Raw genomic sequence first — 25,051 nt, forward strand, 5'->3', positions numbered from 1 at the left:
TCAGTTTCCATACAGAAACCATCGCTAGCCTTTAACATAGCAACTTATTTTCAAATTTCTTGTTTGTCCGCATTTTCGGGATATGCAATCAGTGCAAACCGTTCATGAACGGCCCCAACTTCATCACCGGCATCATTTTTTAGAACAGATGGTTTTAAAGCTCTTAAATTCGTAATCGTTTGTTTATTCTTATACCCGATTTGTTCCAAAATCGAGGCGACAATGACTGGCCAAACATCCTCTGATCCATTTAACACTTTTAAAGCAAAACCAATTCTTTCATTTTTCAAGCCAAAGCAATATACTCCCTGTGCTCCGCCTTTTGCGACAATATTTTGATCTTGAAGCAAGACAGAACAAATAAATCGCTCTGAAGCAATGATATGGGGATACTCATTCATAATACCCGTCATTTGTATAACGGCTTTTTGTAAAATTGGGTCCTTAATCAAATCAGGACAAGCTAATTTTAGATAGGTTGTCGCCATATTTTTTAAAGGAATGGCAAAAACAGGGACCCCGCAGCCATCCTTTCCAACTTTGATCTCCGCAATAGGGATTTCCGAGAGCCCCGAAAGAATCTGTAAGATTTGTTGTTGAAGCGGGTGGCCCACTTCCCAATATCCTTCTACCGGGTAGCCAAGTTCACGACAAACCGTAACAAATCCCATATGTTTACCTGCACAATTATGATAAAGTCTTCTTTTTTCTTTATTTTCCCGAAGCATTTCTTCCCTTGGCGCTGCATTTAAAGGATAGGAGCAAGGACAAAATAATTCTTCCTCCCGAACAGGTAATTTCTTTAGCATCGACTCTAAAGCTGCAATATGATAGGATTCTCCGCGGTGGGAAGCAGTAAACAAAGCAGCCTCCTCACTTGTCAATCCATATTTCGTTATAATATTCGATAAGAAGGCAGGCAGTGCTTGAATAGGTTTGGCTGCTGACCGATAATAGGTGTAGTGGTCAGGATCTCCTGCATAAAAGATCGTTTCTAACCTTTCATTTACCCCGCAAATCATTCCTGTATGAACATTTTCAACTAAGCCTGCTCTAGTTTCTTCCACTAATTTTACCGCATTCATCCTTCTAACCTCTCCCCTTAAAAAATGAAATCCCTTGTTTACTCTAAATCTAGAAGCAAATTTTGTATTTGAATCGCTGCGCCAAGAACAACCCCATGTTCCCCTAGCTGGGAATAAACGATCTTTACTCTTTCTTTCAATGGTTCCCATATATATAGGTCACATTTCTGCTCAATCGGTTGCTTTATTTCGGGGAGCCTTTCAATCGTATCCCCGCTCAGAATAATCATTTCCGGATTATAGAGACAAAGGATATTGCTGACAGCTAGAGCAATATAAGTCGTTGTTCGATCCATAAGATTATGGGCCCATGATTCCCCATTTCGGTATGCCTCAAATACATCAAGAATGGAATCAATTTCTTTTACCTTTCTTGCATCCCCAACAATCGCCCCTTCGGATATATAGGTGGCAAGGCAGCCAATTTTCCCGCAATTACAAACATTCCCAGTCGGATTAATCACCGTATGGCCGATTTCCCCCGCATTATTGGAATCGCCACGGTAAATTTCCCCGTTAAGAATCATCGCAGAACCGATACCTGATCCAATACCAACAAGGACGGCATGATGCGAATTTTTTGCGCTCCCCTTAAAATCCTCCGCGACAATCTTCATTTTTAATTCATTATCAATCATGACTTCGAATGCCGTAAGCTGTTTAAGATCTTCCGCTAGATTGACATTTTTCCATTTAAGCTGATCCGATACCTTTACAACTCCGTTTTGATTATCAATAAAACCCGGTAATCCTACCCCAATCCCAATTATCCTTTGATGAGGAATCCGATTTTTTTCAATTAATTCCTTTAGATTCATATTTACCTTTTCAAGTGTTTCAAAGTAACTTTCGGACTCCAATCTTGGAATCCTCCTTAATTCAACAATCTCCCCAACATAATTGACAATACCGATTTTTATAATAAATTTGTCTATTTCAACTCCGATCGTAAAAAACACATCATCACATACATCAAGTAAAACAGCCTTTCTACCAACACCGGAAGTTACTAATTCCGTCTCTTTAACAAATCCTTGTAAATGAAGCTCATTTACGATCCTCGTAATCGATGTCGGACTCATCCCTGTGATCTTAGCAATTTCCATCCTCGAAATCGGCGATTGATTCTTTATAATCTCTAAAACTAAATTCTTATTCTGCTTCTTCATTAAAAGCTGATCCTGTTTTTCCATTCCATTTACATCCCTTTTTAAATGATTTTTCTATCTCTCTTTAAAAAATCATGTTAAATCTCCCATTCATAAGAAAGCACTAACATCATTTTTTAAATTCATTCGACAAAATTCGAGCGGCGCCTGTCTCGCCCCGAATTTTATCGAACACAACTCCTTCTCAATCTACCTTAAATGCTTTAATAAATTCAATTGCTTCACTTATATCTTGAGTTGGGTTGGTTTGAACTTCGCGTTCAATGGTTAGGTAGCCGTTGTATTGGATTTCTTGTAAGGCTGCGAAGTATTTTGGAAAGTCAACTGCACCTTTTCCGAGTTGCAGTTCTCGAAAGTATTCCCCAGAGGCGACCATTTGAGCGATTTTTTCATGGTCAGTACCGCCTCCATAGCCAAGCGCACCATACACATCGCGAGGGTCAACAGGTTTAAGGCGGATCCCATCCTTTACATGGGTGTGAACAATATAATCCTTAAGAAGCTTTACACCTTCTACAGGATCATCCCCCGTTACCATTACCATATTCGCCGGATCAAAATTGACGGAGACTCCATTGGTACTTAGGCTATCCAAAAAGTCCTTCAATCTGACCGCATGCTCCGGACCCGTTTCGATAGCAAAATAGGCATTCATCCTTTTTGCATAGACTCCAAGCTCTTCACATGCTGATTGCATAGCTTCGAAGATAGGACTATCCTTCTCCTCTGGAATAATCCCAATATGGGTAGTGACAATATTGGTTCCAAGCTCCACGGCTAAGTCTAAAATCCGCTTCGATTTTTCAACCTTCTGCTTATTTTGTTGCTGGTCCTGAAACCCATGACCGCCTAAATCACCACAAAGGGCGGAGATTTCTAATCCTAATGACTCAAGATAAGATTTAAGTTCCTTCCGAGATTGGCCACTTAAATTTTCCGGGGCCATTTCACCGTTAACCGCATAGATTTGAACACCATCCGCTCCCATTTCCTTTACTGCTTTAAGACCTTCACGGAGCGGCAATCGAAGACTATCCACGATAACCCCAATTTTATTATTCAGTTTTAAGGAAGTCATAGATTAAAATCTCACCTCGCACTTCTTTTCCGCAGCTTCATAAATCCCCGCTAAAATTTTCATGATTTCAACGCCGTCTGCAACGGGTGCCACTGGTTCAATCCCTGATAAACAGCTCTCCACAAAGGAATCAATTTCATTTTGAAACGCATTGGAAAAATCGAAGCTAAGATGATCCATTTGCGGATGAATATTTAAAATCGTATTATTTTCTTCACTAATCAAAACCAATTCTGGTTCTAATTCAGCTCCGCCCTTTGTCCCGAATAATTTTACTTGAATTTCATCTTTCTTTGCATGTAAGGTAAAGGAAACATCTACAAGTAAAGAAGCGCCATTCTCAAAGGTAATGAGGGCATTAGCTAAATCTTCTACCGTATTTTTCCCTTGATCATAGTCCGCAGCTTTATAAAAACTTAGATTCCCAACGTTTCCACGATTTCCAAGCTGCCGATACGTATTCCCGGAGATCGATTTCACCTTTGGGCGCCCCATTAAATACCAGCAAATATCAATAATATGAACACCAAGATCGATTAATGGTCCCCCGCCAGAGCGCGCCTGGTCGGCAAACCAGCCGCCCGGATTCCCTAATCTCCGCAGGCAGGATGCCTTGGCATAGTAGATTTCCCCTAATTTCCCCTGATCAATAAACGATTTCAATACCCTCGTATTGGTGGCAAATCTTCTGACAAAACCAACCTGAAAGGTTTTAGTGGATTTTCGCGCTGCTTCCTCCACCATTACAGCTTCTTCGACTGTCATGGAAAGAGGTTTTTCTACTAAAACATGCTTGCCGCTTTTAAGAGCACCGATTGAAATTTCAGCATGCGTGTTATTCCAGGTGCAAATACTGACAGCATCAACATGAGGGTCGTCAAAAACCGCTTCTAGAGAGTCATACACCTTTTCAATTCCGTACTTCCTTGCTTTCTCCTCCGCTCTTTCCTTTGAAAAATCGTACACACCATATAATACGGCATGGAGATTGTTCGCATAGGATGCCAGGTGCATATCGGAAATTGAACCTGTTCCAATCACACAAACCCGAAGCTGTTCCATGTGTTTCACCCCTTCTGTAAAAATTACTGCACTTCATTCCATAGTCTTCTTACATTATCCATTCCAATTTTCGATCCAATCTTGCAATCTTCCATTCCCTCGAACTCAACCGTTAAATAGCCGTCATATCCTGAATTTTTAACGAGTTTGATAATCTCACGAATATTTAAATCACCATGGCCGACAATCGCACCACGCAAATAGTTTTCATTCACCGTCCGGAACCAGACACCATCCCCTGGATTTTCATAGTAAGGACGAATATAGAAATCTTTAAAATGAACAGTCGCGGCATATGGAATATTCTTCTTTACCCCTACAAGCGGATCTTCATCAATGCATAGGAAATTTCCCACATCAAGGGTCGTTTTAAAATTCTCACGGTTCACAGAATGAATCACCCGCTGAACCCGGTCACTTGACTGAACATTAAAGCCATGATTTTCAATCGTAGTCGTAATACCAAATTGTGCCGCATAATCAGCAATCAACTGGCTGCCCCTAACAAATTTTGAAAAATGTTCTTCAAAATAATGGATGGTCATTTCTTCAGGCTTTAGCGTGAAGGCCGTTACATCATGGCGCATAATCTTGATCCCTAAACGATTGACGATATCTACATGTGTTTTGAGACGTTCCACTTCTTCTTGAAAAGCCTCTTCAGTCTCTTGAACAAAGTTTGCCGGCAAGGAATAGGCTGACAGCTCAATCCCGAGTGTTGCTGCTTTTTCCTTAACTTGATCCGCTAATTCGGGATTATCGACCATCGAATAACCGTAAGGAACCATTTCCATATGTTCGCCGCCATTATCCGCAATCCATTGAATGACATCCAATACGTCCATGGTCCCTTCGCGTAATTCCTTCACTAAACTGTATGTACTTAATCCAACCTTCATCGAAAACCCCTCCTATTTTTTTAAAACTGCTATTCTACCAAATGACAAGCAACAAAATGATCGTCTGTTCCCGCTTTTTTCAAAGCAGGTTCCGTCCCTTTACAAGCCTCAGTCGCTACAGGGCAGCGTGTATGAAATCGGCAGCCTGCCGGCGGATTTACAGGACTTGGTAAATCCCCTTGTAAAATAATCCTTTCCCTTCGCAGGCGCGGGTCTGGAATTGGAATCGACGACAAAAGCGCTTTTGTATACGGATGCTGCGGGTTAGAAAAAATAACCTCTTTCGGCCCAGACTCCACGATCGTCCCTAAATACATCACACCAATATGGTCACTGATATGCTCAACAACACTTAAATCATGCGAGATAAATAGATAGGTTAAGTTAAATTCAGCTTGTAAATCCTTCAAAAGATTAAGGATTTGAGCCTGGATGGAAACATCTAAGGCCGATACGGGTTCATCCGCAATAATCAATCTTGGTTTCAGAATCAGTGCCCGTGCAATGCCAATGCGCTGACGCTGGCCGCCGCTGAACTCATGGGCGTAACGATTTGCATGATACTCACTTAAACCAACGACCTCTAAAATTTCCGCTACCTGTTTATATCGCTCTGCCCTTGATAGCTTCGTATGAATCGCAAGTGGTTCGGCAACAATATCACGAACTTTCATTCTTGGATTAAGAGAGGCATACGGGTCCTGAAAAATCATTTGCACCTTTTTTCGCATTGTTTTTAATTGAGATTCTTTTTTTCCCGAGATTTCATCCCCGTCAAGCCAGATTTCGCCCTGGTTCGGTGCAATCAGCCGATTAATCAGTCTCCCTGTTGTCGATTTTCCGCAGCCGCTTTCCCCTACAAGACTAAACGTCTTCCCCTCCGGAATCATGAAGGATACATCATGGACCGCTTTGAGCGTTTTCTTTTTTCCAAACATGCCATCCGGAATCGAAAAAGATTTCTTTAACCCTGATACCTTTAAAAGAGTATTAGACACGTATGCCCCCCCTTTCCTCTTTGTATAACCAGCAGCTGCAAGTCCTGCCATGATCAAATTTCAATTCTGGAGGTTCTTCCTGATAACAAATCGGCATCGCATCATTACACCTTGGTGCAAACTTGCATCCTTGAGGTAAATGATTCGGGTCCGGGACATTGCCTCTAATCGAGTCCAATTTATCCCTTTTCTGACCAAGCTTTGGCACAGAGCCAATCAGCCCTTTCGTATAAGGATGTTTTGGGCTTTCAAATAAATCGAATACATTCGCCTCTTCAACCACTCTGCCTGCATACAATACGACTACCCGATCACACATTTCCGCAACAACCCCTAAATCATGTGTGATCAATAACACCGACATTTGTTCCTTTTGTTGAAGTTGTTTGATTAGATCTAATATTTGCGCCTGGATGGTGACATCCAGTGCCGTCGTCGGTTCATCCGCGATGAGTAGCTGTGGATGACAGGTTATCGCCATCGCAATCATGATTCTTTGCCGCATACCGCCGGATAACTGATGGGGAAACTCCTTCATGATTTCCTCCGCCCTTGGAATACCGACCTTTTTTAAAATTGAAACGGCATGTTCCCGTGCCTTCTTCTCATCAAATCCTAAATGAAGGCGGATCGGCTCGAGCAGCTGCTCGCCAATTTTCATCACGGGATTTAAAGAAGTCATCGGTTCTTGAAAAATCATCGCAATTTGTTTTCCACGAATTTTCCTCATTTCCCCTTCAGATTTGCTCGTTAAATCCTCTTGATTAAATTGAATCCTGCCGCCTGAAATTTCTCCGCTCGTCCCTTTAAATAATTTCATGATGGAGAGGGAAGTGATACTTTTTCCACTTCCTGATTCACCAACAAGACCGACAACCTCACCTTTATGGATGTGAAAGTTAACACCGTGTAAAATTTTCGTTTTATGTTTATCCTTCGTGAATTCTGTTTCAAGCTTTTCTACCTGCAGCAGCTTCTCCATCCTTTTCAAACTCCCTTATTCATTCTTCGTTTTCGGGTCCAGTACATCTCGCAGCCCATCGCCGACAACATTGAAGGCCAAAACGGTTAAAAAGATGGCAATCCCCGGCATCATTACGACATGCGACGATGTACCTAAATAATCACGTCCGAGGCTTAACATCGCTCCCCAATCCGGTGTTTCTGGACTTGCCCCTAAACCAAGGAAGCTTAAACTCGAGGCTGCCAAGATGGCTGTTCCAATCCGCATTGAGATAAAAACAATTAAACTACCAAGTGTTTCCGGCAGAATATGTTGAAACATAATTCGAAAATGGGATGCCCCCATCGATTTGGCCGCCTCCACAAATACAGTTTCTTTTGCCTCAAGCGTAGCTCCCCTCACCAATCTCGCGAAGGATGGGACACCAAAAATGGACACGGCAATCACGACATTCGTCAATCCCGGTCCCAAGATTGCGACAATTGCAATCGCAAGAAGGATATCTGGAAAAGCAAACATGACGTCGCTTCCTCTCATGATAAACCGGTCTAACCAGCCGCCAAAATAGCCGCTGACAAGCCCTAACATGGTACCAACCAAAGCTCCCAGAAAAACAGAAAGAAAGCTTACACTCAATGAGATTCTAGCACCGGCTAGTAATCTACTAAAGATATCTCTCCCATATTCATCCGTGCCTGCTAGGTGGTCTTTGCCTGGACCTTGTAACAGTGCATTATAATCAGGTTTATAGGGATCATACGGTGCGATATAAGGACCAATAATTGCGATGATAATCAGTAATAGGATAAAAAAACTTGCCCAGAACGCTGTTTTTTGCTTTTTCCAATTTTTCCAAAAGTCCTTAAACGGAGAATACCTTTTTTCTGTGATGATCGTCTGATTTTGAGTAACTTGTTTCGATAATTCCATTACGGCCCTCCTCTATGAAACGTAGCGGATTTTAGGATTAAGATAACTATATAAAAGGTCGACAATTAAATTGACAATAATAAATTCAACGGAGAACAGTAATAATTCAGCCTGGATGACAGGGTAGTCACGAAAGGCAATCGAGTCAATTAATAACCGACCCATTCCCGGGAAACTAAAAACAGTTTCTACTACAACGGAGCCTCCCAGTAAAAAGCCAAACTGCAAACCAGCAATGGTTACAACCGGAATAAGTGAATTTCTCAGGGCATGCTTAGGAATGACAACCGATTCCTTCAATCCCTTTGCACGTCCCGTACGGATAAAATCAGCCTTAAGCGTTTCGAGTAATGAAGATCTGGTAAACCGGGCAAGCATCGACATGATGCCGGCACCCAGCGTTAACGATGGTAACACATAGCTTTGCCAGCCCTCTGCACCGCCTGTTGGAAACCATCCCAGCTGTACGGAGAAAATCTGAATGAGGATTAACCCTAACCAAAAACCTGGTAACGAAATTCCCGAAACCGCTGTTACCATCCCAAGATAATCGGGCCATTTATTTTTAAAAACAGCGGAGAATGTTCCAATAATTAATCCAATGATTAAAGCCCAAACCATACTGGCTAATGTTAAATAAATCGATGGCATAAAGCGGTCAACAAACATATCCGTTACTGGTAATTTTGTCTTCAGGGAGGTACCTAAATTCCCTTGAAATAGGTGGCCCATGTAGGTAAAATATTGCTCCCAAATCGGCTGATTGAGCCCAAGCTGCGCCCGAATCGCTTCGACCTCATCTAACGTGGCGTCTTTTCCTGCCACCAGTCGTGCTGGGTCTCCAGGAATTAAGTGGGTAAAGAGGAAGATTAAAATAGAAACAATAAATAGAATAGGAATCATTTCTAGTATTCTTTTTAAAATATATTGGAGCATGGTGAAAACCCCTTTCTAAGAAAAGCGCGCTAGACCGTTCTCGAAGTCAAAATTTAATTATTCTTATCTTCTAAGAAGGTAAGAAGCCTCGGGGGAGAGAGTCCCCCTCCGCCTTTTTTATAACCATTAAAATTACTTCAAGTTTGCGTTTGTTACGTCAATTCCGCCATCTGGCGTAATGTTGACACCTTCCACATTTGTTCTCTTGCCAGTTAAAATTTCATCGACGCCTAGGAAAATCCATGGAGCATCTTTATAAATGGTGGACTGGATATTGCTATAGATTTCATCCTGTTTTGCTTCATCTGCTGTTTTATTCACTTCATCCATCCATTTGTCTACCTTGTCATTTTTGTAATAAGCCGTATTCGCACCCTTGGAGGGAACGAACCGCCATAGAATAATGGTTTTGTCGCATTGGTTGTATCAGAAGGATAGGCAGACCAGCTTACATACCACATTTGTAATTTTGTATCTTCCGGTTTTTGTGCTCCATAAATTTCATCCGAAAGAGTGCCTTCTTCCATTGATTTAATATTTACATCGACGCCAATGGCTTTTAATTGCTGCTGGATGAACTGCATTCCCTTCATCGTGTCGGAGTTTGTATTCCCCCAAATTTCCGTTTTGAAGCCATTTGCATATCCAGCTTCTTTTAATAATTGCTTTGCTTTTTCGATATTTTGCTGATATTCTTCCTGTTTTACATAGTGAAGCGTTTTGCTCGGGATAATCGAGTCTAAAGGAAGCCCGAAGCCCGCATTGACAACACTGATAAAAGCATCCTTATCAACGGCATAGTTTAATGCCTGACGAACACGCGGATCGTTAAAAGGCTTTTTCATCGTGTTAATCGATACATAACGTGCGATCGTAGAAGGAATTTTTTCTACTTTAACGTCAGAATTACTCTCTAATTCTTTAATATTTTGACTTGGCAGTGGATAGATGACCTGTGCTTCACCTGTTTTCAACATAGCAACGCGAGAGCCATTTTCCGGAACTGGTTTATAGGTAATCTTTTTCACACGGTCAGCCTTGTTCCAGTACCCATCAAAACGTTCAACGGTTAAATGATCGCCTTGAACCCATTCAACAAATTTAAATGGACCTGTTCCGACTGGGTTTTTGGCAATTTTGTCATTTCCTTCAGCTAAGAGCTTCGGACTAAGAATTTTTGCGGATACAAATCTGGTTAACATCCCAGCATATGGTTCTTTGATGGTGATTTTCATTTCATAATCATTGATTACATCGATTTTCGTGATGAGATTAAATCCGCGGCTGTTTAAACGAAGGCTGTCATCTTTCATGATTCTTTCAAAGTTGGCTTTTACGGCTTCTGCATTAAAGTCTTCCCCATCATGGAACTTTACCCCTTTACGCAGTTTAAAGGTATATTCCAATGCATTATCACTAACGCTGTACTCTTCTGCTAGTTTAGGTATAATCTTTCCTTCTGCATCAAAGCCCAATAGCCCTTCAAGCATGGCAGACTGCACGGAGTTAGAATTGGTATCACCCGTATTGTGCGGGTCCATCGAAATAAAGTTTTCATTTACTGCAATCACCATTTCTTTGTCACCTGATTTGGTACCAGGCTTCTTTTCACTGCTGCTTTCCTTGCTGGAACATCCAACGACTACTATTGCCGAAAGAACGATTAACAGCAGCGTTTTCCAAAAATGAGTCTTCTTCAATTGTCTTCCCCCTTTGATAATTTTTTCAGGTACTTTGCTTGTTGTGTTTGATATGAGTTATACCCTTGAAAGAATATGATTGGATTACTTCCATTTCGTCTCCTATAACAGGATTGGGGATAGAAGTAATCTTAAATCCAATACCGCAATTTTATCCATGGTGTTAATAAAGACTATAATCCCATGCTACTTTTCTAGGTGTATTCACAATTTCTTAGTTTAATTTCTCCAGTGGTGAAATTAATTGAATAAAAAAATATAAACCTACCAAACTTGAAGAGTTAAAATTATTATAGCTTTCACCGAAAACGTTTTCAATGGGAAGAATTCGACAAAAATCGGGTGGTGACAGGCACCACCCGATTTTTGTCGAATCATTATTTCAAATATTTTTTGTCGATCCATACTTTTTTGCCGCCGAAGTTGCCGTAGTACCAGGTTGTTTTTCCGACTTTCCATGTGGAAGTGATTTTGAAGGTACTTCCTTTGTATTTGGATAGGCTTTTGTAGATGGTGTCTTTTTTGCTGCCCCATAGTTTGCTGTAGGCGCTGCCAGTTCCTTTGACAACAAGTTTTTTGCTTATTTGTTTGACCTGCGCATAGCTCTGTGAGGAAAGGTCAGTTTGTTTCACCCAACCAATGACTCCTTTGCTTGCACTAGCCTGATTGCTCAGCAAGTAATAGGTTTGTCCCATAAAGCTTGCTTGTTTCTTCATATAATAGACATGATTCGTATAGGTTGAACCTGCCTTGAAGCCAGACGAGCTATCTCCTATCAGTTTATAAATCTTTACACTGCTGCTTCTTACACGGCCTAAACGGCTTGTGCTGCTCTCTTTGATTGATTTGACAGAATAAGAAGGAACCCAAACCGTCTTACCATCCAACTGTCCGCGATACCAAATGGTACTGCCGATTTTAGCGGTTAGCTGCGCCTTAAATCCCTGTTCCTTATAGACGGATAGATTTTTAATAGTGGAATCCTTTACACCGCCCCATGCCTTGCTATAGGCGCTGCCGGATCCATTGATTAAAAACATCTTCGGATTTTTATCAACTTCTGCATAGGATTCCGTTGTTAAATCCGTCGATTTTGCCCAGCCGATTACTCCTTTTGTGCTGCTTGGCTGTGTGCTAAGCAGGTAATAGGTTTTACCGTTTGCCGCAGCTTTCTTTTTAATGTAAAAAACAGTGCTGGTATTCGTTGCACCCGCTAGATTCGCAGTCGCTTCCTCACCAATGTTCTTATAAATCTTAACGTCAGGATTTTTGACCACACCTAATCGGTTTGTGCTGCTTTCAGTGATGGTCGTTACGTTGCTTGAATACACCCAAACCGGTTGGCCTGCAAGCGTTCCGTGATACCAAATTGAGTTTCCGATTTGCTCCGTTGCGTTGACCGCGAATTCTTGGTCGGCATAGGAAGAAAGCGTCGCGATGACGGCGTCATTTTTCTGGCCCCATTCCTTGCTATAGGCTTTTCCGGTTCCTTTTAAAATAAAATTCTTTGATTTTTTACTGATGATGGCGTATGGCATTACGGATAAATCCGCTGACTTTGCCCAACCGATGATTCCTTTTTCATTACTTAATAGAAAAAAGATTTGACCGTCTTCGATCGCTTGTTCTTTTATGTAATAAACGCGATTGGTATAGGTTGAATCTGCTGTAATGGCAGTGGTGTCTTCACCAATTTCTTGATAAATTTTTGCGCCTTCGTTTTTGATATAGCCTAATCTTTTTGTATCGATTGTTGTATTTAAGGTATTGTATTTTTGCGTGACTTGATTAACAAAGTCATTCCAGTTATAGCCCCATTGGGAAAAATAACCATGCGGATCACCATGGTCTGTGCCGCCAAGGAATTTGGAAACGGCATTATGGGACCACAATGTGCCTTTACCTGTTTTTTCAGCGCTTGTGACTCCTAGATTGTATTCAAATAGTAGAAAGGCAAGGTAGTTCGCGTAGTTATTGATGGAGCGAGCAAATTGATCAAAGCTATGTACTCGGACCAGTTCGACATGGACAAAGCGTTTGTTAGCATACGGTCCTGCGCCCCATGCCCCATAATCGGGGGACTGGATTTCGATGACATGGGAGCCATCGACAAATGCATGCACAAATGCATTGTTATAATGTTTCGACATATAGGCGATTTCGTCGTAGATGGTCGAGTGGCTGTTTGCCGTTTCATGGGCGACGACCCCTTCAACCATCGCATAGCCATTGCGATAATTAAAGTCTGGAAACTTACTGATATGCTGATATTCGAATTTCACCGGTGTGAGCTTTTTTGTTTTAATATATTCATTCACATCCGGATAGTTGGCCTTTGCAAAGGCCTGTCCCCCTGTCAGCCATTGCGGGAACATTGTCGAACACATCAACATAACCACTATTAAAATAACTGCTTTTTTCATACTTCCTCCCCATATTTTTATTCTCGAAATATTTTCATAAGACAATTATACTATTACTCTATTACAAAATTTAAGATATTTTGAGATATTTTGAGATTTTTTTGTAAAAAAAGGGGAGAATCGACAAAATTCGGATGGTGACAGGCACCATCCGAATTTTGTCGAATAGGATAATAAGTCTATTGCAGATGGACTAATTTTTCATCAAAGTATTCGTTCATGAGGAAATTGAGTTTTAGTGAAAGTGTGATGTAGTCGGGGGCGCTTGGACCTTTTTCTTGGTAGAGTTTTTGCATTTTGAGTTTAAGATCACGGATTTCCGTTAAAAGTTTCAGGTTCTCGTTTTGAAAAGCTTGGTTAAGCTTCATCATCCACACCTCTATTAAAGAATTTTGATGATTTTGGAAGGTATGATGACTGATTCATTTTGTTGTTTCATTGTTCGATTGATGGGCACAACAATTCCAAAACCAAATTGATCGTATCATAGTCCATTTTTCATGTGAACTAAGATAATAAAAGTAAAAATATTAAAAAAAATAGTAAATAATATTGATATACCAAGTCATAAGGGGAAATTTTGCCCAAACTCCTTTAATACCATCTTTAGAGTACCAATAGCAAAAAAAACACGTTATTTTGTAATAATATACTCATAAAAAATAAAAGTATTTAGAAATCACTAAAAATTCGACAAAAATCGAATGGTGACAGGCACCGCCCGACTTTTGTCGAATTAAAAGAACCCCTTACCCAATTAATCGAGACCGAAACGGTTGGCCGTCCCAGAGGATGTGGCTTTCGGCTTGTCTTTGTTTGACTTCGGGTTGTTCTAGGAGCTGGAAGAAATTTTTGGTTGGGAGGCTTCCAAGCTGGTGTTTTTCGGATAGTTTGTCTAGATAGTCTCTTCTTGATGCCGGATCTTTCGATTGGTTATTGTTCGCATCGGAAAAGTCGTATAGAACGCCGGCTTTCGCCACCCGATGAACCCGGTGGTTTTCCGCTACCCGCAAGAAGAAGTCCCAATCCCAATAGTTATGTACGTCTGGGTCAAATAACCCCAATGTTTGATGCAACTCCCGTCGATAAAGACTTCCGGAGGGGACATAGGTGGAGAAGCTTCTCATCGCCTCTAAGTCCATCTCATAGGCAAATAAAAACCGGCTGGCTGCAACTCTCACCTGGTGTTCCACAGCAAAATTCACAATCTCTACATCGGAATAAACCAAATCATAGTCTTCAATCGCTCCGACCATCGTTTCAAGATGGGTCGGGATAATTAAATCATCATCATCAATCAGCATGATGAACTCGCCTTTAGCCCGTAATACCCCTTGATTGCGGGCCAAAACATGCTTCGAATTCTCCCCCAGCTCCACTATCACTAGATTCAAATCAGGATACACTTCCTGAAGGACATCGACCTTTTCCCCACAATCGTTAACAATGATTACCTCAAAATTTTTGTACGTCTGCCTGCTGAGTGCCTCCACCAACTCGGCTAATTGATAAAGCCGATTGTAGGTAGGGATCACAATTGAAACAAATGGCTGACTTAATACTCTTTCCCCTGTCATTATGTTACTCATCCCTTTTATTTCACCTGATAATATTCACAATACCAATCCGTGAATTTTTGCAGCCCTTCTTCAATTGAAGTTGAAGGTTTAAAGCCTACTGCTTTTTCAAGCCTGTCTGTCGAAGCAAAGGTGGCCGGAACGTCCCCCGGCTTGATAGGTTCAAAGACTTTTTTAAAAAGAACCTCTCTGCCCAGCGTCCGACCTAAAGCTTTTTCCAATGTCTCAATGAAGTCCATCAATTTTTCCGGGCGATGGTTGCCAATATTGAAGACAGTATGTGGTACACCTCCATCTGCCATAGGAGGCACTTCCAGTAGACGCACCAGTCCTTCAACAATATCATCAATATACGTAAAATCGCGATAGAGATCGTTTTCCACATCACCATTATTAAAAATCCGAATCGGCTCACCCGCAAAATACTTCTGAGTAAACCCGAAATAGGCCATATCCGGCCGCCCCATCGGTCCGTAAACCGTAAAAAAGCGCAACCCTGTGACGGGAATTTTATAAAGATGGCTATACGTATAGGCCATCAGCTCATTTGACTTTTTCGTTGCCGCATAAAGCGAAACTGGGTGGTCGACAAAATCCGTTTCTGTAAAAGGGACTTTTTCATTTTCCCCATAAACCGAGCTCGATGAAGCATATACAAGATGGTCAACCGGGTGATGCCGGCACGCCTCTAAAATATTATAAAAACCAATCAGATTGCTTTGAATATAAACATCCGGGTTCTCAATCGAATAACGAACCCCTGCTTGCGCGGCCAAGTTCACCACAATATGAGGTTCATGCGTCTCAAATGCTCCGAAGACCGCTTCCTTGTCGGAAATATCCCCTTTCATAAAAATAAACTGCTCATAGTTTCGAAGTTTTTCCAGACGGGCTTTCTTCAGGTTTACATCATAATAATCGTTTAAATTATCAAGCCCAATGACCCGGCAGCCTTGTTCTAATAACCTCCGCGCTAAAAAATAGCCGATAAACCCTGCCGCCCCAGTGATCAGATAGGTCTTATTTTTTTCAAACATGATTTATTTCCCTCTCTAGAACAGCAGCGCTTCTCCGCGTTCCCGCTTGTCTTCCAACCGAATAATATTCAACCCCAGCTCCCTTCATTTCTTCCACCAGGTAAATATTGCGGCCATCATATACCAGCGGTGTTCGCATCCACTTTTTATAATCTTCAGGCTTCACCGCTTTGATTTCGCCCCACTCGGTAAAAATAAAACAGACATGGGCACCCTCTAACGCTTCTGCGGCCTTTTCCACATATGTGATACTTCCTTTTCCAATGGACCCCTCAGGAAACCGCCGCTTAAATTGCTCGGCGCCAACCGGGTCATAGGCAAAAACCTCGGCCCCCTGCTCCAATAGCAGGGGAACATTATCAAGGGACGGTGCCTCCCGTGTGTCATCCGTTCCCGGCTTAAATGTCAAACCGAGCACAGCCACCTTCAAGCCATTGAAGGTGATCAACCGTTTGCTGGCCTTCTTATATAGTACCGTCTTTTGATCGATGTTCACGTCAATGGCCGCCTTGACGGTCCGCAGCTCATATCCGTGCTGCTCAGCCAAATAGTTGAGCGCCTTCGTATCCTTCGGAAAACAGCTGCCGCCATAGCCAATTCCAGCATGTAAAAATTTCGCGCCGATTCGCTCATCGAAACTCATCCCGACCGCTACATCCTGAATATCGGCACCAACTAGCTCACATAGATTCGCGATATCATTCATATAGGAAATTTTTAGCGCAAGGAAATCATTTGCGGCATATTTAATCATCTCCGCCGATCGCCGGCTGACGGAAACAATCGGCAGCTGAAACGGTTCATAAATCTTCTGCAGCATCTGTTCTGCCCACTTGCTTTCCGTCCCAATGATGATTCTCGGCGCATTTAGTGTGTCGTGGACAGCTGTACCCTGTGCCAGGAATTCGGGATTTGAAGCTACCTCGACTCGGATTGGCTTTTCCGAGGCGGACCCATTTCCCATTACCTGTCCGCCATGATGAGGTAGAAAATCATGGATAAACTGTTCTACTTTATCGTTGGTCCCCACAGGAACCGTTGATTTCACCACCACTAAGCAGTCCTTCTCAATGGTTTCAGCAATTTGCCGCGCAACAGTGGCAATTGACGAAAGATCCGCTGAACCGTCCGGCTGCTCCGGGGTTCCAACTCCGATGAAAATCGCGTCTGCATCCTTGTAGGCCTGTGAATAGTCTGTGGTAAACCGCAATCTGCCAGCCGCATAATTCTTCTTCATAAGCTCTTCAAGGCCCGCCTCAAAGATAGGAGAAATCCCCTGTTTCATCCTGGCGATCTTGTCTTCATCGACATCGACACACGTCACCATGTGGCCTACCTCAGCAAAACACACACCGGCTACCAGTCCGACATAGCCAGTCCCCGCCACCGCCAGCTTATAACCCTGATCATCGCGCCTGCTTTCATCTATATAATCATTCATAAATGACAACTTCCTTCCAAAAACCTCACTAGAACCTATCTTAACATAAGTAATCGATAAAAAATGAATTCAATTGCATCGGGCTGAAGGGCTTCGACAAAATCCAGGTGGTGACAGGCACGGCCCGGATTTTGCCGAATTCAAAAAGACCACCGTCCATAGGGACCAGTGGTCTTAGCTCTTCTGTTTAGGCAGAGTGGGTGTCTGATTCGATTGCACCGTTGGTTGTTGCTTTTTTGATGGTTTTAGGTATGAGCATGATGGAAACTATGGCCATTAGTCCTGTCCCAATTAAATAGAAAGCCGGCATGAGGTTGTTTCCTGTAGCTGTTTGTAAGGAGGTGATAATGAATGGTGCACCACCTCCAAAGATGGCAGTCGAAACATTATAGGAAATCCCATAGGCACTGTTTCTTACTCGATCCGGAAACAACAATGGAATGGTCGAAGGAAATACCCCAATAAACATCGCAACAATGATTCCTAAGGCAAAGTAACCTACTATCGGACCAGCTGAAGATCCGCCTGAAACGAAAGCAATAATCGGAACCGCTGTAAAAATAGCTAGTAAGGATGATAAGAGCAGAAACCTTTTCCTGCCATAGCGATCAGCCAGGATACCAAAAATCGGAAAGAGAATCATCATGAACAACATCCCGCTCGTCGTAACCACAAGGGATTGCATTGTCGAAAGCCCCACCTGTGTCTCAAAATAAGAAGGAAGATAAGTTAGCAAGGTATAATAAGCACCATTGGCGAACGCCACATTTAAGAAGGCAATCGCAAGCGGCTTGCGAGCAGTTGAAAACATTTCTTTTAGAGGGTTCTTAGATAAAGTATTCTCTTTCTTCATCTGAATAAAAGTTGGTGTATCATCCACTTTCGTTCTAACATACATTCCCACTAATGCTAAAGGCAAGGAACAAATAAATGGAATCCGCCATCCCCATGCTGCCATATCGTCATGGCTTAGCCCGGACGTGAGCAACGCGACAAATATGGAACCGATAATGTAGCCGAGTAAAGATCCCGATTCTAGTAAACTAGTGAATAGCCCGCGTCTCCGACCAGGAGCTGATTCATTCATAAAGACAGATGCTCCTGTATACTCCCCGCCTGCGGCTAACCCTTGTGTCATCCGCATCAAAATTAATAATAGCGGTGCGAAAATACCAATGGACCCGTAACTGGGAATTAACCCGATAATAGCGGTTGAAGAGGACATTACCATAATCGTTACCACCATTACTTTCTTACGCCCCAAACGGTCACCAATCGAACCAAAGATTATTCCACCGAGCGGTCTAAAGAAGAACGAAATTGCAAATATCGCAAATCCGTATAACAAAGCTACTGAACTACTTTTTTCCGGAAAAAACTGAGCACCAATAAGAGCCGCAGTATAACTATAGATACCGTATTCATACCATTCAACTAGATTCCCTATTGCAGTAGCCATCGTAGCTTTCTTCATCCATGCATCATCCCCTTATTTAATCGAATAAATTTTATCCTTTTAACTTAAATTTTCCTTAACTAAACGAATTCCTTCAAGGTCAGGTCTCTTGGCATTTTGGCAAAGGTTTCGCAGCCTGATTCGGTGATCCGGATGGACTCACTCACTTCAAAACCATATTTGTCGAGCCATAATCCTGGAATCAGGTGGAATGTCATATTCGGCTGTAAGATTGTTTTGTCCCCTTTACGAATACTTACCGTGTGCTCGCCCCAATCTGGCGGGTAATTACAGCCCATTGAATAACCAAGCCGTGATTCCTTTACAAAGCCGCTTTTCTCAATTGTCTTTCTCCAGGTTTCTTCAATTTCCTCCGCCGCGATACCAGGGCGAATCATCTCAAGGCAAGCATTAATGCCTTCGACCGCCACCTTTGAAAGGGTTTCCATTTCTTCTTTTGGCTTACCAATTTGAACGGTTCGGGCTAGTGGGGAATGATATCTTTTATAGCATCCTGCCAATTCTAAAATAACCGCATCCCCGTCTTTATACCGTTCATCTGTCCAAGTCAAATGCGGAGTCGAGGTTTTTTCACCGGATGGCAATAGCGGTACAATCGCTGGATAATCTCCGCCAAATTCCTCCGTTCCCGTAATTTGGGTGTAAAAAATCTTCGCAGCTACATCACATTCCCTGACACCCTCTTGAATTAGCTCAATTCCTGCCTGCATCGCTTTTTCGGCGATCACAGCTGCGCGTTTCATATATTCAATTTCCGCATCGGATTTGATGAGGCGCACCCAATTCACCAGCAAAGTTGCATCTTGTAGATTAGCATTTGGCAGACCTTTTTTTAGTTGCTCGTAGCTTTTGGCTGTGAAATAATAGTTTTCCATTTCGACCCCTATGGAGCGATTTTCTTGGCCAATTTGCTTTAAAAAGCCAGCTACGAAATCCATCGGATGCTTGGTGTCTGAATGAATATAATCATCCGGGTAAGGAATGATATGGTCGCGATAGAGCCAGGTCGTTACCTTAGCAGCATTCGCATCCATTCCTCTTCCAATCCACATCGGCTGTTCTTCGTCAATGATGACAACAAGCATCTGATGCACATAAAATGACCAACCATCATAGCCAGATAAATAATTGATATTGGCCGGATCGGTGATGAGCAGGACATCAATTCCTTTTTGCATCATTCGTTCTTTCGTTTTCCGTATTCTCTCTTTATACTCACTTGTTGTAAATGACATAAGCGAATTTCCTCCCTGGTGGAATCAACTTTTTTTAAAAATTACTGATCTGATAACTTAAAGCACACGACCTTTGGTTCCGTCATTTCTTGGAGGGCAAACTTGATGCCTTCCCTGCCTAATCCAGAATTTTTCACACCGCCGAACGGCATCGCATCAATTCGATAATCACTGCTGTCATTGATCATAATCCCGCCCACATCCAATTTGGAAATGGCCTTATGAGCTTTTTCGATATTTTTTGTAAAAATTCCCGCCTGCAAGCCATACTCCACGCTGTTTGACTTTTGAATGGCCTCATCTAGATCCGCTACCGGGCAAAGAAGAACAACCGGTCCAAAAATTTCTTCTTTTGCGATGCTGCAGTTTTCAGGAACATTCGTCAAAACAGTAGGGGCGTAAAAGGCTCCGTTCCGTTTTCCTCCTGTTAGTAAAATGGCACCTTTTTCGATGGCTTCCTCAACCATTTTTTCAACACGGATCGCTTCTTTTTCGGTAATCAGCGGTCCCATGTCGGTAAGTACAGATTGTTTATCGCCAACATGATATTGCTCTGTTCTCGTAACAAATGCTTTTTGAAATTCTGCCATGATCCCCGCTTGGATATAAATACGCTGCACACCAAGACAATTCTGACCAGCAGCCCAAAAGGCACCAGATACGGACGATTCAACTGCATCTCCAAGGTCCGCATCCTCCAGCACGATGACAGGAGAATTGGAACCAAGCTCCATCCCAATCTTTTTCAAACCGGCTTTCCGAACGATTTCTTCTCCCGCTTCCAATCCTCCTGTAAAACTAATCATCCGAATCGCAGGATGTGTGACAAGGATGTCACCGATCTCACGGCCATGTCCGGTGATGACAGACAGCACATTAGGCGGAAGTCCTGCAGAGGAGAAGGCTTCTGCAAGCAATAGGGCACTTAGCGGTGTCACGCTTGCAGGTTTTACGATAATCGCATTGCCGGCCGCAATCGCCGGCCCAACCTTGTGGGCAACAAGATTTAACGGATCATTAAAAGGAGTAATCGCGGCAATAATTCCAATTGGAAAGCGATAGTAATACCCAACGCGATTCTCACTGCCAGGCATTTGATCAAAGGAGAGCGTTTCCCCATTTAATCTCCTTGCCTCTTCGGCACTAATTCTTAATGTTTGAATACAGCGGGCGGCTTCTTTTTGCGCTTCGCGAATCGTTTTGCTTCCTTCTTGACTGATGATTGAAGCATAACGCTCTTTATGTTCTTCAATATAATCAGCAGCCGCATGGATGACTCTGATTCTTTCGTGCACAGGCATGCCGGCCGCGATTTTGGCCCCTACTTTTGCCGCCTCAATACATTCAAGCATATCTTCCTTAGTAGCTGCTGGAACGGTATCAATCAAACGATTATCCTGGGGGTCGCGCACTTCAATCACTTGATCACGCTCCACCCATTGGCCGCCAATCAACATCTTCTGTCCTCTGATTTGAACTGTCATCCCTTTCACGCCTTTCTATTTTTTATTAAACGACTACCGGTTTACGCTCACGGTTAATATGAATCAAGTCGATTAACAGAGAAAATCCTGTTTCTGTTTTACCAGCTCCAGCCCCGCTTAAGGTAACAGGCCCCAGCAGATCACATTCATACGTAATCGCATTGACAGCGCCGCCAATCGATGCTAATGAATCGGTAATCTCAACCTTTTCCGGTGCAACCGAAGCAGTCACTTCGCCGTTTTCCTTTTTCACTTTCCCAAGCAGCTTCCAGCGCTTTCCTTCAGCCTTCGCTTCTTCAATGTCCTTTAATGAAATCTCGGTGATTCCTTTACAAGAAACGTCTTCTACCTTTAATGGAATACCCATGATATAGTTTGCTAGAATGACAACTTTATATCTTGCATCATAGCCTTCGACATCACTTGTTGGATCTGCTTCCGCATACCCAAGCTCCTGTGCCTCTTTCAAGGCTGATTCATAGGAAACGCCTTCTTGTTCCATCTTCGTTAAAATATAGTTGGTTGTACCATTCAAAATCCCGCGGATTTCCTTGATCTCATTTCCTGCCAGCGTTTCAATTGGCATTCTTAAAGATGGAGTGCCGCTCATTACTGTCCCTTCAAAGCCCCAATGAACCCCATTCTTTTCAGCAATTTCCGATAATTCTTTATAAGCAAGGGCAACGGGACCTTTATTGGTCATCACGACATTTTTTCCACTTTCAAATGCTGCTTTGCAGTGGTCAATCGCCGGCTGGCCGGTTTTGACATCCGTATAGGAAACTTCAATAACCGTATCTGCGTTTGTGGCCTTGATCGTTTGAAAACTATCCCAGCCTATGATTAAACCTGATGTCTGAGGATAATTTTCTAGACTTCCTGTCTCTCTTAGGGTTTTTAAAACAAGATCTAAATCTAGGCCATTCGGGTGATAGATCGACCCTTTGATAAAATCAGAAATCGCCACAACCGTTGCTTCGAATCCTTCTTTTTCCTTTAATTGTTCTTTTTTCTCGAGTAATATTTCTGCTAAGCCCTGACCAACAACGCCAAAGCCGATAAAGGCTAATTTATGCGCCATGTACCTGCACCTCCGTTTTTAAAGATTGGGATTTTTCTTTTAAAAAATTCACAGCCGTTTGCGTTAGAATCGCGGCACCAATGGATAAGCTGCTTTCGTCCAAATCAAAGATTGGTGTATGTAAATCCCGCTTCAGCCCATCCTCTGTCCCGCTTCCTAGGAAAAATAAGGCTCCTGGCAGTTTTTGCGTCACATAGCCAAAATCTTCTCCGCCCATCCCAAAGGGACGCTTAACAATTTGAAAATCCGGATACATTTCATCCATTGCCTTTAAAAATAACTCGTTCACATGAGGGTCATTGTTTAAGGCAGGTTCGCCTCTTTCCACTTCAAGTGTGTAGCTTCCGCCCATTGGTTCCACAATCGACAGCGCCTTCTTCAGTTCTAGACTTAATAAGTCCCGTACTTCAGGCGTATAGCTGCGGATTGTCCCAGAGATGAAAACCTCACTTGGAATGATATTGCTTGCCGTTCCGGCATGGATCTGACCAATACTGATGACACCCGCTTCCAATGCAGGAATTCTGCGGGCCACAACACCATGTAACGCCTGCATCACAAGTCCCAACATCCAAACCGGGTCTGTTCCTAGTTCAGGATAGGCACCATGTCCGCCGCTTGCAAAAATTTTCGCCGTAAACACGTCGACATTGGCCATACTATACCCATTATTCACCTGGGCCGCTCCAACCGGAAGCCATGGGCACATATGCAGGGCAATCGCTGCGTCTACATCATCATAAGCGCCCGCTTGAACCATGTACGGTGAACCGGAAAGTCCATGTTCATCAGTGGCTTCTTCTGCTGGTTGAAAAATAAATTTAACGGTGCCTTGAAGCCCTTCTTTTTCAAATTTCTCTGCTAGAAGATGGGCGGCACCTAGCAAGATGGTGGTGTGGGCATCATGACCACATGCATGCATGACACCTTCATTTTTCGATTGATAGTCAATCGTATTTTCTTCCTTAATCGGAAGAGCGTCCATATCCGCACGAATAGCTATCACGGGTCCTTCCCCTGATGTTAGCGTTGCAACAACACTCGTCTCGACGCCAATCCCGGTTTCCACCCGTAAACCCTTTATCTTTTTTAGTGTTTCGGCAACAAATTGGGAGGTCCCGAACTCTTGAAAACTGAGTTCGGGATGTTGATGAAAATGGCGCCTCCATTCAATCAGCTGCTCGCTCAATGCTTTTGCTTGAACTGCTGTAGGATGATTTTCCATCCGTTCATTCCTCCTACTGATTTGGAAGTCTATTTCACTTTTAAAAGATTTTCAACGTGAGTAAATGCTTGTTCAAAGTCTGCAATGATATCCTCAATATCTTCAATACCGCAAGAAATACGAATCAATCCTTCAGGTATTCCCATTGCAGCACGCTCTTCTGGTGTACACTCAACGTGGCTAGTTGTACGAGCAGGTCCAACAGTTGTTTCAACTGCACCTAAGTTCGCAGCACGGTTGGCATACTGTAATTTGGGAAGAAGATCACGAACCGTATCAACACCGCCTTTTACTGCAAAGCTAAGCATACCGCCGAAGTCTCTCATTTGTTTTTTCGCCACATCATGATGTGGATGTGTTTCAAGACCTGGATAATAAACCCCTTCCACAAGATCCTTCGTTTGTAGGTAGTTCGCTAGTTTCATAGCATTCTCACATTGTGTGCGTACACGCAAGTGAAGCGTTTTCATTCCGCGAAGGATCAGGTACGCTGCCATTGGGTCCATTGTCGCGCCGTTAATTTCACGGAAGTGATAAATTTTTTCCACTAATTCTTCAGAACCACATACAACGCCGCCTAATGCATCTGCGTGTCCGCCTAGGAACTTAGTTGCACTATGAATAACCAAATCAGCACCTAAGGAAAGTGGATTTTGATTCATTGGAGTTGCGAACGTATTATCAACAATCACTAATGCTCCAGCCGCTTTACCTGCTTTTGCCATCCGTTCAATATCAGTAATTTTTACAGTTGGGTTTGTTGGTGTTTCTAGGTATAGAATTTTAGCGTCGCCTTTCGCTACTTCACGCTCGATTTGCTCATGGTTTCCTGTTTCACATAACACGACTTCTACGTTCTGACGCGGAAGGAACTCTGTAAAAATTTTATTTGTGCCGCCGTACGTATCTTTAATGGAAATAATCTTGTCTCCAGGTACTAAAAAAGTGGAAAGTGTGTTGCTGATGGCAGCCATTCCTGTTGAAAAGCTTGTTGCTGCTTCTGCGCCTTCAAGGATTTTGATTTTATCTTCAAACGCCTGTACTGTTGGATTCGTGTTACGTCCGTAGATATGACCTTTCTTTTTACCAATTGCGACATCATACCATTCGTCCATATCGTCATAGCCATAAGCAACACTCAATACCACTGGTACTTGAGTTGCTCCATGTACTAAATAATCCTTTTCTCCAGCCCATACTGCTTTCGTTCCCATTTTCGCGTTTGTGTTCGTCATTAAAACCACTCCTCA

Annotated in this window: 20 protein-coding genes and 1 pseudogene; all 21 read right to left on the reverse strand. The window is 42.7% G+C overall.

The genetic code is table 11. From position 1 onward, the window contains the following. Positions 1-50 precede the first annotated feature (50 nt). Positions 51-1,085, reverse strand: coding sequence for an asparaginase (locus RCG21_RS29935; protein WP_308914150.1), 1,035 nt, complete (start codon positions 1,083-1,085; stop codon positions 51-53). A gap of 38 nt (positions 1,086-1,123) precedes the next feature. Then, complete coding sequence (locus RCG21_RS29940; protein WP_308914151.1) at positions 1,124-2,278, reverse strand: ROK family transcriptional regulator; 1,155 nt, start codon at positions 2,276-2,278, stop codon at positions 1,124-1,126. A gap of 160 nt (positions 2,279-2,438) precedes the next feature. Further along, entirely contained in the window at positions 2,439-3,332 is an 894-nt protein-coding gene (locus tag RCG21_RS29945) for a sugar phosphate isomerase/epimerase family protein (protein ID WP_133333842.1), read from the reverse strand. Positions 3,333-3,335: 3 nt separating this feature from the next. Continuing rightward, on the reverse strand, positions 3,336-4,394 hold the full coding sequence (locus tag RCG21_RS29950) for a Gfo/Idh/MocA family protein (RefSeq protein WP_133333841.1): 1,059 nt from the start codon (positions 4,392-4,394) through the stop codon (positions 3,336-3,338). A gap of 23 nt (positions 4,395-4,417) precedes the next feature. Beyond that, entirely contained in the window at positions 4,418-5,293 is an 876-nt protein-coding gene (locus RCG21_RS29955) for a sugar phosphate isomerase/epimerase family protein (RefSeq protein ID WP_308914152.1), read from the reverse strand. A 29-nt stretch (positions 5,294-5,322) separates the two neighbouring features. Continuing rightward, complete coding sequence (locus RCG21_RS29960) at positions 5,323-6,291, reverse strand: ABC transporter ATP-binding protein (protein ID WP_235824763.1); 969 nt, start codon at positions 6,289-6,291, stop codon at positions 5,323-5,325. Then, the gene (locus RCG21_RS29965; RefSeq protein WP_133333838.1) at positions 6,284-7,273 is read right to left on the reverse strand and encodes an ABC transporter ATP-binding protein; all 990 of its coding nucleotides are present in this window, start codon (positions 7,271-7,273) and stop codon (positions 6,284-6,286) included. The genes RCG21_RS29960 and RCG21_RS29965 overlap by 8 nt, the downstream gene beginning before the upstream one ends. A gap of 15 nt (positions 7,274-7,288) precedes the next feature. Continuing rightward, entirely contained in the window at positions 7,289-8,185 is an 897-nt protein-coding gene (locus RCG21_RS29970) for an ABC transporter permease (RefSeq protein WP_133333837.1), read from the reverse strand. Between the two features lie 12 nt (positions 8,186-8,197). Further along, the gene (gene nikB / locus RCG21_RS29975; RefSeq protein ID WP_308914153.1) at positions 8,198-9,121 is read right to left on the reverse strand and encodes a nickel ABC transporter permease; all 924 of its coding nucleotides are present in this window, start codon (positions 9,119-9,121) and stop codon (positions 8,198-8,200) included. 132 nt (positions 9,122-9,253) lie between these two features. Next, positions 9,254-10,821 (reverse strand): annotated as a pseudogene (locus tag RCG21_RS29980) (glutathione ABC transporter substrate-binding protein). A gap of 377 nt (positions 10,822-11,198) precedes the next feature. Beyond that, the gene (locus RCG21_RS29985; RefSeq protein ID WP_308914154.1) at positions 11,199-13,244 is read right to left on the reverse strand and encodes a GW dipeptide domain-containing protein; all 2,046 of its coding nucleotides are present in this window, start codon (positions 13,242-13,244) and stop codon (positions 11,199-11,201) included. Between the two features lie 179 nt (positions 13,245-13,423). Continuing rightward, positions 13,424-13,615 carry a hypothetical protein gene (locus tag RCG21_RS29990; RefSeq protein ID WP_165976216.1) on the reverse strand — a complete coding sequence of 64 codons (192 nt, stop codon included), beginning with the start codon at positions 13,613-13,615 and terminating at the stop codon, positions 13,424-13,426. 378 nt (positions 13,616-13,993) lie between these two features. After that, complete coding sequence (locus RCG21_RS29995; RefSeq protein WP_308914155.1) at positions 13,994-14,833, reverse strand: glycosyltransferase family 2 protein; 840 nt, start codon at positions 14,831-14,833, stop codon at positions 13,994-13,996. A gap of 5 nt (positions 14,834-14,838) precedes the next feature. Next, entirely contained in the window at positions 14,839-15,858 is a 1,020-nt protein-coding gene (locus RCG21_RS30000) for an SDR family NAD(P)-dependent oxidoreductase (protein ID WP_308914156.1), read from the reverse strand. Beyond that, positions 15,851-17,299 carry a UDP-glucose dehydrogenase family protein gene (locus RCG21_RS30005; protein WP_133333831.1) on the reverse strand — a complete coding sequence of 483 codons (1,449 nt, stop codon included), beginning with the start codon at positions 17,297-17,299 and terminating at the stop codon, positions 15,851-15,853. The genes RCG21_RS30000 and RCG21_RS30005 overlap by 8 nt, the downstream gene beginning before the upstream one ends. 187 nt (positions 17,300-17,486) lie before the next feature. After that, on the reverse strand, positions 17,487-18,773 hold the full coding sequence (locus RCG21_RS30010; protein WP_133333830.1) for an MFS transporter: 1,287 nt from the start codon (positions 18,771-18,773) through the stop codon (positions 17,487-17,489). 62 nt (positions 18,774-18,835) lie between these two features. Next, positions 18,836-20,011, reverse strand: coding sequence for a M24 family metallopeptidase (locus RCG21_RS30015; RefSeq protein ID WP_133333829.1), 1,176 nt, complete (start codon positions 20,009-20,011; stop codon positions 18,836-18,838). Between the two features lie 41 nt (positions 20,012-20,052). Further along, complete coding sequence (locus RCG21_RS30020) at positions 20,053-21,495, reverse strand: aldehyde dehydrogenase family protein (RefSeq protein ID WP_308914157.1); 1,443 nt, start codon at positions 21,493-21,495, stop codon at positions 20,053-20,055. 25 nt (positions 21,496-21,520) lie between these two features. After that, entirely contained in the window at positions 21,521-22,576 is a 1,056-nt protein-coding gene (locus RCG21_RS30025; protein ID WP_308914158.1) for a homoserine dehydrogenase, read from the reverse strand. Then, positions 22,566-23,801, reverse strand: coding sequence for a M20 metallopeptidase family protein (locus RCG21_RS30030; protein ID WP_308914159.1), 1,236 nt, complete (start codon positions 23,799-23,801; stop codon positions 22,566-22,568). Before RCG21_RS30030 ends, RCG21_RS30025 begins: the two co-directional genes overlap by 11 nt. 29 nt (positions 23,802-23,830) lie before the next feature. Beyond that, positions 23,831-25,036, reverse strand: coding sequence for a cystathionine gamma-synthase family protein (locus RCG21_RS30035; RefSeq protein ID WP_308914160.1), 1,206 nt, complete (start codon positions 25,034-25,036; stop codon positions 23,831-23,833). Between the last annotated feature and the right edge of the window lie 15 nt (positions 25,037-25,051).

The organism is Bacillus salipaludis (assembly GCF_030938565.1).
GTDB lineage: Bacteria > Bacillota > Bacilli > Bacillales > Cytobacillaceae > Neobacillus > Neobacillus salipaludis_A.